The 14,019-nt window shown below is 29.1% G+C and carries 12 protein-coding genes; 4 read left to right on the top strand and 8 right to left on the bottom strand.

The genetic code is table 11. The annotated features are described in order from the left end of the window. The first annotated feature begins 90 nt into the window (after positions 1 to 90). Positions 91 to 1,527 (top strand): carbon starvation CstA family protein, encoded by a 1,437-nt coding sequence (locus ACY1IQ_RS17880; protein ID WP_461615253.1) that lies wholly within the window; start codon positions 91 to 93, stop codon positions 1,525 to 1,527. Between the two features lie 391 nt (positions 1,528 to 1,918). Here the strand turns inward: ACY1IQ_RS17880 and ACY1IQ_RS17875 are convergent, their stop codons facing one another. From ACY1IQ_RS17875 to ACY1IQ_RS17865, 3 genes are all read right to left on the bottom strand, one after another. Further along, on the bottom strand, positions 1,919 to 2,920 hold the full coding sequence (locus tag ACY1IQ_RS17875; protein ID WP_461615252.1) for an Ig-like domain-containing protein: 1,002 nt from the start codon (positions 2,918 to 2,920) through the stop codon (positions 1,919 to 1,921). A gap of 1,006 nt (positions 2,921 to 3,926) precedes the next feature. After that, positions 3,927 to 4,379: a peptide deformylase gene (gene def / locus ACY1IQ_RS17870; RefSeq protein ID WP_461615251.1), complete on the bottom strand. Its 453-nt coding sequence runs from the start codon at positions 4,377 to 4,379 to the stop codon at positions 3,927 to 3,929. Between the two features lie 26 nt (positions 4,380 to 4,405). Beyond that, positions 4,406 to 4,615, bottom strand: coding sequence for a helix-turn-helix transcriptional regulator (locus ACY1IQ_RS17865; RefSeq protein ID WP_461615250.1), 210 nt, complete (start codon positions 4,613 to 4,615; stop codon positions 4,406 to 4,408). 566 nt (positions 4,616 to 5,181) lie between these two features. Here ACY1IQ_RS17865 and ACY1IQ_RS17860 point away from each other — a divergent pair. After that, complete coding sequence (locus ACY1IQ_RS17860; RefSeq protein WP_039633126.1) at positions 5,182 to 5,655, top strand: C-GCAxxG-C-C family (seleno)protein; 474 nt, start codon at positions 5,182 to 5,184, stop codon at positions 5,653 to 5,655. Positions 5,656 to 5,669: 14 nt separating this feature from the next. Beyond that, positions 5,670 to 6,617: a TDT family transporter gene (locus ACY1IQ_RS17855; protein WP_461615249.1), complete on the top strand. Its 948-nt coding sequence runs from the start codon at positions 5,670 to 5,672 to the stop codon at positions 6,615 to 6,617. A 306-nt stretch (positions 6,618 to 6,923) separates the two neighbouring features. Here the strand turns inward: ACY1IQ_RS17855 and ACY1IQ_RS17850 are convergent, their stop codons facing one another. From ACY1IQ_RS17850 to ACY1IQ_RS17830, 5 genes are all read right to left on the bottom strand, one after another. Then, entirely contained in the window at positions 6,924 to 8,888 is a 1,965-nt protein-coding gene (locus tag ACY1IQ_RS17850) for a GTP-binding protein (RefSeq protein ID WP_461615248.1), read from the bottom strand. Between the two features lie 54 nt (positions 8,889 to 8,942). Next, positions 8,943 to 9,620, bottom strand: a complete 678-nt coding sequence (locus ACY1IQ_RS17845) for a DUF1361 domain-containing protein (RefSeq protein ID WP_461615247.1) — start codon at positions 9,618 to 9,620, stop codon at positions 8,943 to 8,945. A gap of 261 nt (positions 9,621 to 9,881) precedes the next feature. Continuing rightward, entirely contained in the window at positions 9,882 to 10,562 is a 681-nt protein-coding gene (locus tag ACY1IQ_RS17840; protein WP_461615246.1) for a pseudouridine synthase, read from the bottom strand. Between the two features lie 152 nt (positions 10,563 to 10,714). Beyond that, positions 10,715 to 11,203, bottom strand: a complete 489-nt coding sequence (locus tag ACY1IQ_RS17835; RefSeq protein ID WP_461615245.1) for an HXXEE domain-containing protein — start codon at positions 11,201 to 11,203, stop codon at positions 10,715 to 10,717. Positions 11,204 to 11,469: 266 nt separating this feature from the next. Beyond that, positions 11,470 to 12,171 (bottom strand): flavodoxin family protein, encoded by a 702-nt coding sequence (locus ACY1IQ_RS17830; protein WP_461615244.1) that lies wholly within the window; start codon positions 12,169 to 12,171, stop codon positions 11,470 to 11,472. A gap of 348 nt (positions 12,172 to 12,519) precedes the next feature. Between ACY1IQ_RS17830 and ACY1IQ_RS17825 the strand changes: the two genes are divergently transcribed. After that, positions 12,520 to 13,932 carry a glutamate synthase-related protein gene (locus tag ACY1IQ_RS17825; protein WP_461615243.1) on the top strand — a complete coding sequence of 471 codons (1,413 nt, stop codon included), beginning with the start codon at positions 12,520 to 12,522 and terminating at the stop codon, positions 13,930 to 13,932. Positions 13,933 to 14,019: the final 87 nt, after the last annotated feature.

The following is a 14,019-nucleotide window of genomic DNA, read 5'->3' as shown; positions in this document are numbered from 1 at the left end:
GAATTGTTTGAAAATTTGAAAATATATACTATACTTTCTGTACATACTTAAATTTTAATTAGAACTTATATTATTATAGGGGGAGATTATATGATTACATTTCTATCATCAATAGTAATTCTTATTTTAGGTTATTTTATTTATGGAAAGTTTACTGAGAATATGTTTGGAATGGATGAAAGTCGTCAGACTCCAGCTGTAAGACTTGAGGATGGTGTTGATTTTATTAAGCTTCCACCAGCAAAAATTTTTTTAATTCAATTTTTAAATATTGCTGGGCTTGGTCCAATATTTGGTGCGATTTCAGGCGCACTTTGGGGACCAGCAGCATTTTTATGGATAGTATTTGGTTGTATTTTTGCAGGTGCAGTACATGATTATCTATCTGGTATGTTATCAGTTAGACATGATGGAGCTAGTATTCCAGAAGTTGTTGGAAAATATCTTGGAGGTGGATTTAAGCAATTTATGAGAGGATTCTCAGTTGTGCTTCTTATTCTTGTTGGTACAGTATTTATAACAGGACCAGCAGGTTTACTTGCTAGTTTAACTCCAGATAAATTAGATAAAACATTTTGGTTATATATAATTTTCGTATATTTTATATTAGCTACTGTGTTACCAATAGATAAGCTTATAGGTAAGATTTATCCTATATTTGGTCTATGCTTACTTGTTATGGCTATAGGAGTTGGTGGAGGAATAGTATTTGGAGATTTTAACATTCCAGAGTTAACAATTCAAAATTTACATCCAAGTAATCTACCAATATGGCCAATGATGTTTGTAACTATTGCTTGTGGAGCAATTTCAGGATTCCATGCAACTCAATCACCGATGATGGCTAGATGTATTGGAAATGAAAAAGAAGGTAGAGCTTGCTTTTTTGGAGCTATGATTGCAGAAGGTATTGTAGCATTAGTATGGGCAGCAGCAGCTATGACCTTTTTCCATGGTACAGAAGGATTAGCAAAAGCTTTAGCTGAACAAGGTGGCCAAGCGGGAGTAGTTCATATTATATCTACTTCGTTACTTGGAAAGGTAGGAGGTGTTTTAGCTATACTTGGAGTTATAGCTTGTCCAATAACTTCTGGAGATACAGCTTTTAGAAGTGCGAGACTTACTATTGCGGACTTTTTAAATTATAAGCAAGGACCTATTAAAAATAGATTGATATTAAGTTTGCCGTTATTTGTAATAGCTTATGGATTAACTTTAATAGATTTTAATATTATTTGGAGATATTTTGCCTGGGCAAATCAAACATTAGCTATGGTAGTTTTATGGGCAGGAGCTATGTACATGGTTCTTAATGAAAAGTCTCATTGGTTTGTATCTATACCAGCAACATTTATGACAGCAGTTGCGGTTACTTATATACTTGTAGCACCAGAAGGATTTAAAATAGCTACCTCAATAGCTTATCCAATAGGAATAGTGATAGCCGTAGCATCTTTAGTTCTATTCTTAACTGTGTCAAAAAAGAAACTAATGAGTAATAATATGGAAAAATATTCTAATATGTAGAAAAAACCCCTAAGGTATAGTTTATACTTTAGGGGCTTTATCGATGCACAATTCAAAATTCACAATGCACAATTGTGGATTTTGAATTGATCCTGTAGCGGCGAACAGTGTTGGTCACATAACTAGCAATTGTATTGCTAGTTAAAAAATCTATTCAAAGAAATTATTTTTCCTAAAAATAATTTCCTCCTTAATTGTGAACTGTGAATTGTACATTGTGCATTGAATTATTGGTTATACATTAACTTTTTATGTGGCTTATCTATATTTATAATAAAATAAAAGTATAAAACAATTTGTAGAACAAACCATTTTATACCTTTATTTGCAACATAACACTTAAACTTCTTAAACTTTTATTTTAGAACATAATTTCTAAACTTATTAAATTTTATGGAATATATTGCTGTTCTATTTTTGTTATTTTATCATCTTCAGTATATATCCAACATAATAGCCCTCTTTCATGATCATCAACTGCTTTCTTTAGAGTTTCATAAGATACAGGCTCTACTTCCGAAGCATTAGATACATCTCTAAGCAAATATTTGCATATCTCAAAAACTGTATTTTCATCAATGGTATAAGTTGTTATTTCATCACTATTATTTCTTATATAATAACTATCCGAAACGTATAACTTTCCAGTATCATCATCACGAATTACCTTCTTACTATTGTCCTTTATTGCTTCATTTAATGCCTCATCATACATATAAAATTCTACTTCATCTAACGATATATAGTTATCATTTACCTCTTTAACCCATCCTATTTTCTTTTCTATAACTATAGGATTTATATTTAATTCCAAATTAACAACTCTTCCATATTGTTCAATAGTACCTTGATAGTAAAAACTACCTGGTGTACTTGTATCAACATCATTATTATCCCACTTAATAATTCCATTTACATCTTTACCGTTTATATTTATCATTATATCTTTAGGTAATTCATAGCCATTATTTTGCTTAACTGAATCTTCAAGATTAATTGCCTCAAAGTTTTCTTTTATGTCCTCTAGAATATTTTTCATATTATCAATATCCACATTATTTTTTATAGCCAATTTTATTATATAATAAGCATCATCAAATCTGTTTTTCTCAATATACTTATCTTTTATCTTAAGATAAGTGTCTTTATTATTTATCTCCGCAGAAATTGATTCTTCATAAGCTTTTATAGCTTTTTCATAATCACCTTCATTCAGATACTTATTTCCAAGTTCCATACTTTGTTTTACTTTATTTTCTTCTGCTTTAGCCTGTACACTAACATCAGGGGCTATTACTACCTCTTTTTCTTTTGGTTCACATGCTATCATAGATAATGTAGCAGTTAATAATAAAAATAATGACAATAATTTTTTTATAGTATTCTTTTGCATAAATACTCCCTCCTTGCTATATATATTTAGTCATATTTAAAAATATCAGTTCAGTATGACTTTGGCCTGTTATTTTATCTCCTATGCTTTAAATATTATCACTATGTTTTTACCAACTTTTACAGATTTGTTGCCAAGTTGTTGCCAACAGAAGGAATTTTTGTTCTTACATTAATTAATTGTCCATTATATATATTCATTATGCTCTTTTAATATCTCACTTCATATATAATCCTAATCCCCTACAATTGTGAATTATAAATTGTTTAAATTCTCCATTGATAAACTTCAACCCCTGGGGAACCCTTATACAATTGAGAATTCACAATGCACAATTCACAATTGTGGATATTTCTCAGTTGCCACTGAGAAATTTAGAATTGATTAGCTGCAGCGGCGAACAGTCTTCACCATATATTATTTAATTATTATATATCTAAAAAAACTAGCAATATAAAATTGCTAGTCAAAAAAATTCATTAAAAGAAATTATTTTGCTGAAAAATAATTTCCTCCTTAATTGCCAATTGTGAATTGTGCATTGATATAACCCTGGGGTGCAGTATGATATGGCACAGTATCTGCAACATTAACCAATATTTTAATACCATCGCACATCTCCATAAATTTAGTATAATCTCACTGGTTCTTGTTCTGAGCTATACTGAACCTCAGAGAACTCTTATACAATTGAGAATTCACGATGCACAATTATGGATATTTCTCAGTAAAAACTGAGAAATTTAGAATTGATTTTCTTTAAAGTTACGCAGTAATTTTTTATAATTAATTTCCTAATCGTGGCAACGAACAGTGTTCGCCACACAACTAGCAACTGCATTGCTAGTTAAAAATCTATTAAAAAAATTATTCTGATCAAAAATAATTTCCACCACAATTATGAATTTTACATTGTGAATTGTAAATTAAAATACCATAGAGATATACATTAAATTTTAAGGTAGTTTATCTATAATATAGATATCATCTCAAAGTTAAAAATATGTTACTTTATATATTCAATAACCTTATCAACAAACAATATACCATCTAAATGATCAATTTCATGGCATAAACATTTTGCTAAATCTCTTGTACCTGTTATTGTAATTTCTTCACCATTTTCATTTAATGCTTTTACAGTTACCTTATATGGTCTTAAAACATATCCCCATTTATTAGGAATACTTAAGCATCCCTCAATAACTTTTTGAGAGCCTTCCTCCTTAATTATTTTAGGATTGACTAGCTTTATAAGACCTTTCCCCATGTCAATTACTACAAGTTTCTTAAGAATTCCAACTTGACAGGCAGCTAGCCCACCGCCATTTTCTGTATTATACATAGTATCAGCCATATCATTAAGTATTTGTCTTACTCTATCATCTACTACTTCAACTTCTTTACACTTTTTTCTTAAGATGTCGTCTCCTAACTGTCTAATATTTCTCAAAGCCATTTCTCTAACCTCCTTTATTTTATGTTTTATGATTTTCTTTCACTTTGTTCAAAAAGGAATATCTCCTCAATAGAGCTATTGTACAATTTTGCAATATCATAAGCTAGCCAAATAGATGGCTCAAATTTTTCTGTTTCAATTGCATTAATAGCTTGTCTTGACACACCTACAAGTTTTCCTAATTGCTCCTGAGTAATCCCAAGAGCTTCTCTAAATTCTCTTACTCGATTTTTCATTTTTCACTTCTCCTATGTAATGTTAACCTTACACGACAACTATATATCTATATAATTTCCCTGTCAAGTAAACCTTACATAATATATATAATTTTAATTTCCATAAAAGAAATTTTTCATCATAAATTAAAAATTAAGAATGAAGGATAGGAATTACGGATATTTCTCAGTAAAAATTTAGAATTGATTAACTGTAGCGGAGAACAGCGTTCTCCATAAACCCCAAATCCATTTCCATTACCAAATATTGAACATATAAAAAATGGCGAACAATGTTCGCCGCTACAAAAATCTATTTAAAGAAATTAATTCATAATAATTAATTTCCACCTTAATCGTGCATTTTGCATTGTGAATTGTGAATTCAATAGTTTCAATTATAAGACTAAAAAATATCAATTATTATATATATATATATTAATTTTAGATTTAATATATACTCTCATGTATTTGTATAAACAATACATAAAATTTTTCTATTGGAAAACCCAATTAGACTGCATATAATGCCCATGCTATAATTTGTGTGAGTTTAGAATAAATTTAAACAAAAGGGGTTAATTTTTATGGTAGATAAAATAAGTATTAAAAAAGTAAAATCAGACGCTGAAGAGCATTTTTTTAAAGGAGAATTCTACTGCTCAGAAGCAATAGTAGCTTCTATCAAAAACAATTTTCAAATTGATATGCCAGATGAAATGATTGCTATGGCATCAGGTTTTCCAGTAGGTATTGGTAAATCAAAATGTACTTGCGGAGCAGTTAATGGAGCTGTATTATGCCTTGGATATTTCTTTGGAAGAACTAAAGGAAGCAATCCTCAAGATCCTAGAAGTGTAAAAGCATTGGAATTAGCTTATGAACTTCAAGATTCTTTTAGACAAAAACATAAATGTTTATGCTGTAGTGTTCATACAAAAGGAATGGACATGGCATCTGGTGAACATAAAGCTCAATGTATAAAATTCACAGGCGAAATGGCAGAAAAAGCTGCTGAAATTATAGTTAGAGAATTAAATATTGAAAATATAGATGAATAAGGTGGGATAATTCTATGGCTCAATTTATAAAGAAAATTCCATTACCTCTAGCTGGAGTCATGTTATCTTTAGCAGCGTTAGGAAATCTTTTAGCTTCCTATGGACCTATATATAAAAATCTTCTTGGAGTATTATCTGCAGTAATTTTGTTATTAATAACTCTTAAAATTTTATTTTATAGTAAAGCTGTAATAGAAGATTTGAATAATCCTGTAATTGCCAGTGTAATACCTACTTATTCTATGGGTATTATGCTATTATCTGTATATATTAAAGATATGTCTTTTAATGTTGGACGGGCTATATGGATTATTGGTGTTTTAATTCATATTGGACTTATATTATTCTATACAATGAAATTTGTACTCAGTTTTAACATTAAAAAATTATTTCCAAGTACCTTTGTTGTATACGTCGGAATAGGTGCAGCTGGAATAACCGCTCCAGCATTTAAATTAGCTAATATAGGACAGTTTTTCTTCTGGTTTGCCTTTATATCTTTTATTATTTTACTGCCTATTTTAATTTATAGAACAGTATTTATTAAAGAGATTCCTGAACCAGCACTTCCTACTATAGCAATTTTTGCTGCTCCTGCTAGCCTTTGCCTAGCAGCATATTTAAATTCTTTTAGTGATAAAAATATGCTTATTGTTGGAGTTTTAGCTGTGCTATCATTCATATTATATCTAGTAGTATTAGTAAATCTTCCAAAACTTTTAAAACTAAAATTTTACCCAAGCTTTGCTGCCTTTACTTTCCCAATGGTAATTAGCGCGGTAGCATTAAAAGGTACTAATGTATTTCTTATAAAAGCAGAAAAAGGAATAGATTTTCTAAAATATATTATAAAGTTTCAAGAAATAGTAGCTGTATTAATTGTATTTTATGTATTAATAAAATACATAGGATTCTTAACGCAGAAAAAATCAGTCCAAACTAATGCAACTATTTCAAAATAAAACTAAGTACCCAAAAATAATATTTTTGGGTACTTTTTTTATCTAGTAATATAATTGACAGCTTTCTTCACCTCTGGGGAACAGCTTAATCAATGGAGAATTGAGAATGGAAAATTGACAATTAAGGTTGAAATTAATTCTTACGAATTAATTTCTTTAACTATTTTTTATTAGCAGTGTTATTAGTAGTTTTTTATAAGAAGTTACTGTGTAACTTCAAAGAGAATCAATTTTAAATTTCTCAGCTTCTGCTGAGAAATATGCACAATTGTGAATTGTGAACTGTGAATTGTGAATTAAATATATCTATATATTTCTAATTTCACAGTGCATATGTTCTTCCGCTTCATGACCTTCCATCACATAACCTTGTCCTTTAGAACAAAATATAGAGTTAGAGGTATAGTCACTATCCCTATCTTTGTTGTATGCTATTTTCTTAACTACTTCTTCAGTATTATGGCATATATCATACCCCTCAAAAATAAAGCTATAGCTACCTTTTCCTTTAGTTAAAGCTACAAATTCTAAAGGATAATCCATAAAGGTGGATACTGGCCCTCTCCCTTTTATTACAGCTCTTTCATTATGGCTTTCTGGTCCGCTAAAAGTACCATGTAATCTTTGTATGTCTGATATAACTTTTCCTACCTCATCTAAATTAATCTCAAACTTAAAATTATAATAAGGTTCTAAAAGTATGTTTTCTGCTTTTTCTAGCCCCTGTCTTAAAGCTCTGTATGTAGCTTCTCTAAAATCTCCTCCACTGGTATGCTTGTTATGAGCCCTTCCTATTAACAATGTGATTTTTAAGTCAGTTATTGGTGATCCTGTAAGTACTCCATTATGGTCTCTTTCAAATATATGAGATGAAACAAGATTTTGATGTCCTAATGATAAATCATCCACATGACATAAATTTTCAAAAACTATACTACTATTCCTCTCTCCTGGTTCTAGCTTAAGATGTACTTCTGCATAGTGTCCTAGCGGCTCAAAATGTCCACAACCTATAACTTTATTACTTATAGTTTCCTTATAGAGAATTTCACATGGGCCAAAATCTATTTCCATTTTAAATCTATCTTCTACATTCTTTTTTAAAATTTCTAACTGAATAGTTCCCATAATATGAATATGTATCTCTTTTAGTTTTTCATGCCATACAACATTTAAAGATGGGTCTTCTTCCTCTAACATCCTAAAACATTGTAATAATTCCTTTACATTTAATTTTTCAGAAAATATTACCTTAGACTTTAATGTTGGTAATATCTTATAGCTTGTCTTTGTTTTTAGCTCTCCAAGACCTTCTCCAACTTTAGCCTTTGTTAATCCAGTTACTGCAAAAATCTCCCCTGCATGTACCTCTTCTATCGACTTGAATTTATTTCCATTATACTTTCTTATTTGACTAACCTTTTCACTAATTTTATAGTCCTCATTTTCATAACATACTTCATCTCTTACCTTTAAATTTCCTTTTAAAGCTTTGATATAAGTAATTCTCGCACCTTTTTCATCGTGACGTATTTTATATACAATACCACTAAATTTTTCTTCACTTTCATATTCTGTATAAGTGAGAGTATGTAGATTTTCTATAAAGTCTTCTATTCCAATATCTAAAAGTGCAGAACCACTAAAACAAGTAAATATTTCACTTCGTTTTATCAAATCACTCATAGTATTTAACCATAAATTATGATTATACCCCTCTTCTAAATATATATTAAAAAGCTTTTCATCTCTTTCAGCAATAAATTCAATAAGATCTTCTTTCATATCTCTATCAGCTAAGAGTTCATCAATAAAACATGTCTCCATTGATAGTTTTTCTTTTATCTCCTTTACTACTCTCTCAATGTTTGCCCCTTGTCTATCAACTTTATTGATAAAAAAGAAAGTAGGTACTTTATATTTTCTAAGAAGCTGCCAAACTGTTTCTGTATGTCCTTGTACTCCCTCCACTGCACTTATTACTATAACTGCATAGTCCATAATTCCTATGGCTCTTTCCATCTCGCAGGAAAAATCTATATGACCAGGAGTATCAACTAAAAAATAATTATCATCTTTATAAGTAAAGCTTCCCTCATCTGAAAATATAGTTATACCTCTTTCTCTTTCTATATCATGGTTATCTAAAAAAGCATTTTTATGGTCTACTCTTCCTCTTTCTTTTATACTGTGAGTATGATAAAGTATTTGCTCTGAAAATGTAGTTTTCCCTGCATCTACATGAGCTAATATTCCAATAGTCTTATTCATAAAAAAACTCCTGTCTAAAAATCTATAGTTTTACTTCTATTAATCTATTATTATTTAATCTCTTATAAGTTTCCATACAGCATAGATTATTAACTGAACTATAGTAATATACAACATAAAATAAAAAAATTCCGATGAAAATACAGAAACCACTTGTTTTATGGTATCGAAAGGATAAATAATTAAGTCAAGTGTATGCAATCTTAGAAATCTCCCAATATAAATAGCATAACTTGATAAAATAGCTACTGCTACAATAAACATATTGCTGCTTATTTTTTTAGTTATATCTCTAATAGATTTATATACAAGTTTTAAAGATAATAATCCCATACCTATACCAAATATGATGCCTGTAGAAAGATAACAAAAATGTTTCCATACATAAGGATCTGATGTAAATATATAATCTCTCATAGGATCAATGTAATCTAATGTTGCTAAATGAAAAAAATCAGTAATCAAATATGGAGCGTTAGGATAAAAGAACAGCCATAATAAAAATACTACCCAATATATTAATCTATTGCTCTTTTTTTCTTTATATTTCATGTTACTAATTATCACTGAAAGTTCAAATGGTATGTATGCTAGTGATAAATTTAAAATCATAAAATTAAATCTATCAATAAATAAAAGACTTATTAGTATATATCCCCAAAATAATACTCTAAAGGCATATATATTGAACTTCTCTCTATTCTTTGTCTTAAAATTCTTTAATATTTCCATCGATATTCTCCTAATTACTTTTATTTAAAAATTTTAGTTTTTTATTTATTTTCATTGTTTTAGCTAAATAGTTACAAAATCAATTTTTCCCATTTATTATTATATTAACATTTTATTTGAAAACTGTATAATACTATTCTCTAATCACTGTTATATTAAATATTAAAAATCTTAAACTAGATTTTCACATATAAAAAAATTCACCATATTTCTATGATGAATTTTTATCCTATAAGCCCTATACTTTTTTAAGCATAAAAGCTACATCTTCTTTAATTCCATTACCTCTTCTTCTGTAAGGTTACGCCACTTACCAGTATCTATTCCATCAATTTTTATATTAATAATTCGAATACGTTCTAGGCGTACAACTGTATATCCAAAAGTTTTGGTCATTCTGCGAATTTGTTTATTAAGACCTTGTGTGAGAATGATGCGGAAAGTATCTTCTGTAATTCTACTCACTTTGCAGGGTCTTGTTTTAACTCCACAAATTTCAACCCCTTCAGACATTCCTTTTATAAAAAAATCATCAAAAGCTTTATCAACAGTTACTATGTATTCCTTCTCATGTTCATTTTCTGATTCTAAAATTTTATTTGCAAGCTCTCCATCATTTGTCATTAATATCAGTCCTTGAGACGCTTTATCCAATCTACCCACAGGAAAAATATATTCTTTATAATTCATAAAATCAATTATATTATCCTTCACTTCTTTTGCTGCGGTGCAGGTTATTCCTACTGGTTTATTTAAGACAATATATACTTTATCTTTCACTTGAATAGGCTCATTATCAATGAGGATAATATCCTCCTCTTCCACCCACTGACCTGGCTTACAAAGTTGACCATTTACTATTATTCTATTTTCTTCAATAAGTCTATTAGCTTCTCTCCTTGAGCAAATACCATAATTGCTAAGAAGTTTATTTATTCTCATTTTAAAATCCTTATCCTTTCACTTTTGCTTATTATATGAACTCTAACTTTTTCTTTAGCTCATATCAATTTTTTTATAACACTTTTATAAAGATATCTTATATTCATTTAGTTCGCAATAAAATAATACTATCATTTAATTAGTTTATTAATTTATTTGTAATCAATTAGTTTTCCGCCTATTTTCTCTAAAATAGGTATTAAAATTAATAATAATATACCAACTACAATGGTAGATATAATTACTTCATTTAAATTAATAATACTGTTATTCAGTGAGGAAACTATAATTAAACTATTGAAGGGCATTATAAGAAGAACTCCTGTAATTAATCCTGGAGAATACTTCTTTAATATAATAGTTAAAATTAAATGAGGAAAAATAATATTAAACATCATTGATCCTATAAAGCCAAAGAAAAAATATTTTAATATTAAATTTTTAGGAAAAAATATAAATAAGCCTGTTGCTAAATATGCTAATATTGTAATTATCAATACAGCAAAATGAAATTCATCACCACTGACTTGCTTGCCAAATTTTTCTGTATATCTTGACCACCGTGGTATCCAAAGTGCTTCTTCTATATTATGCAATGTTATTGAAAAAAGAAAAAGTAAATATATACTTGGTGTATTCATTATATTTTATACTCCTTTGACCCATATTTTTGTAAATTAAATATTTTTTATATCTAATTCATATTACTTTTCATAAGTTTTTTATTATCTATTTATTTTAATCACTATCATAATATTCCAAAACATTATTTATTGAAATATTAACTATCTGTTTAATATTTGATAGTGGAAATCGATTTAGATTTTATGACGAACACTGTCCACCGCTACAATTAGCTAATGGGAAATGAGCAATTATTAAAAATTTTATATCAATATTTAATACACTACCACGGCTTTTTTCCTTCAAGCCAGCCTTGTTCTTTCCAATAATTCTTGTCAGTCTCATTCCAACTACTCTTTTTCTGCATACCTTTCATAGCAGTAAATATAATTTTTGTGAACAATCTAGGCTTCAAAGTATTTGATTTTGCCACAGTTTTAGAAATTTTGTCAGCAAGATTTCTAATTTCCTTTATAATTTGATCTTTAGTTTTACTATTTACCTCTTCCCAGCTCATAGCTCCAACATTTTTCTTATATGAGAAAACTCTTTTTAATCCCCAAAAATTAAGAGATTTTTTCATAATTTTATTAGTATATGAGGTTCCAGCACCTGCTGCTGTTGATAAAACCAATCCTATTTTATTGAACATTAAAGGCTCAGGCCTATGAGACATCCATATATAGCCAAAGTGATCTAGCAAAGCTTTCATTTGACCACTAACATCACATACGTACACTGGTGATGCCAAAATAATTAAATTTGCTTTAAGCATAGATTGTTTAATATTATTAACTGCCGTGTAATGTGGGCAAGTATTTTCGCCTTTTAAAAAGCAAGAAAAGCAGCTATTGCAAAAATGCGGCATATCCTTTGGTAAGAAAAATTCTGTTACTTGTACATCTGCAAAATTTTTTAAAAGTTCCTGAACACAATGATATGTACTCCCTTTATGCATTGTTCCATAAATGACAGTTACTTTCATGATATTATCCCCCTTATTTTCTTTTCTCACTATTTTTCAATATAAATATTATTTAAAATCTACTTAGCAAGTCAAAATATTTTCTTTCCTCTTCCTTGTTATTCTTCATTATAAAAAGTATTCCTTTTAAGATTTACTTTATATTAGAATTATAAAATTGAAACTACTATCTTAATAAATTAATATATATTCTAATAACTAAATATTCTTAATTACATATAAAAACTACAATAAGGTTTATTTTCACGAATCTTACTACACTGCTGTTGTCCTTATCAGATTTGCAGTTAAATTATGTTATAATAATGTGATGATGTAATTTAATTATAACGAAAGAAGGGGTATGATATGAAAATGTATAAATGTAGTATTTGTGGTTATATCTATGATGAATCAAATAATGAAAAATTATTTGCAGAATTAGATGAAAGCTGGGCATGTCCTTTATGTACTGCTCCAAAGAGTATGTTTGAACAAATTAATAATGATAAATCTGAAGCGAACACATCTATTGAAAGTGAAAACAAGATGGACTCATTAGATTATTTAGGGGAATATACAAGAAATAGTGATGATATAGAAACACATATGGCTATTATACATGAGATGGCTAAAACGGGGAAATCAGTTATATCTCCTATGAGAACACAATTACCTATTATTTCTTGGGATGATATTTTAATCTTAGGGGCACAATTAAATCCATTTCCTTTAAATGAACATGACTTTGTAAATACACAAACTATTATAGGTAAAAAAGCAAAGAAACCTATGGTAATTGAAAGTCCTATTTATATTACACATATGTCTTTTGGTGCATTATCTAAAGAACTAAAGATAGCATTAGCAAAAGGTTCAGCAGAAAATAAAACTGCTATGTGTAGTGGCGAAGGTGGTATTTTACCTGAAGAAATAGATGCTTCTTATAAATACATATTTGAATACGTGCCTAATAAATACAGCGTTACAGCAGAAAACTTAAAAAGAGCAGATGCTATAGAGATAAAAATTGGACAAGGAACTAAGCCAGGAATGGGTGGACATCTTCCTGGGGAAAAAGTAACAGAAGAAATTGCTAAAATCAGAAATAAGCCTATGGGAGAAGATATAATAAGTCCTTCTCGCTTTGAAGAAATTAACTCAAAAAAAGACTTAAAAAAATTAGTAGATGATTTAAGAGAGTTATCTGATGGAAGACCAATTGGAATAAAGATTGCAGCAGGCCATATTGAAAGAGATATGGAATTCATAGCTTATGCAAAACCAGATTTTGTAACAATTGATGGACGTGGAGGAGCAACAGGAGCTAGTCCTAAATTACTTAGAGATGCAACTTCAGTACCAACTATTTTTGCGTTATATAGAGCTAAAAAATATATAGACAAGCATAATCTTGATATTGATTTAGTAATTACAGGAGGACTTAGAGTTTCCTCAGATTTTGCAAAAGCAATTGCAATGGGAGCTGATGCTGTAGCAATTGGTAGTTCTGCTATGATGGCAGCTGCTTGTCAACAATATCGTATTTGTAATGGTGGAAAATGTCCAGTAGGATGTGCAACTCAAGATGAGAATTTAAGAAGTAGATTTAAAATAGAGAAAAGTGCTAAACGTGTAGCTAATTTCTTAAATGCAAGCTTAGAAGAATTAAAAACATTTGCTAGAATATCTGGTCATAGTGATATTCATGATTTAAGCGTAGAAGATCTATGTACAGCTAACTCAGAAATATCAAAGTATACAAATATTCCTCATGTTTAATAATAAATCAGGACCACCCGTAAAACGGGTGGTTTGCTTTAGCCCTATAAGGGCATATTACTAGCTGTTCTGCTCGCACGCCGAACG

Source organism: Clostridium sp. Marseille-QA1073 (assembly GCF_054863625.1).
Note: the sequence above shows the minus strand (reverse complement) of the source record. Positions and strands in the feature narration are given on the sequence as shown.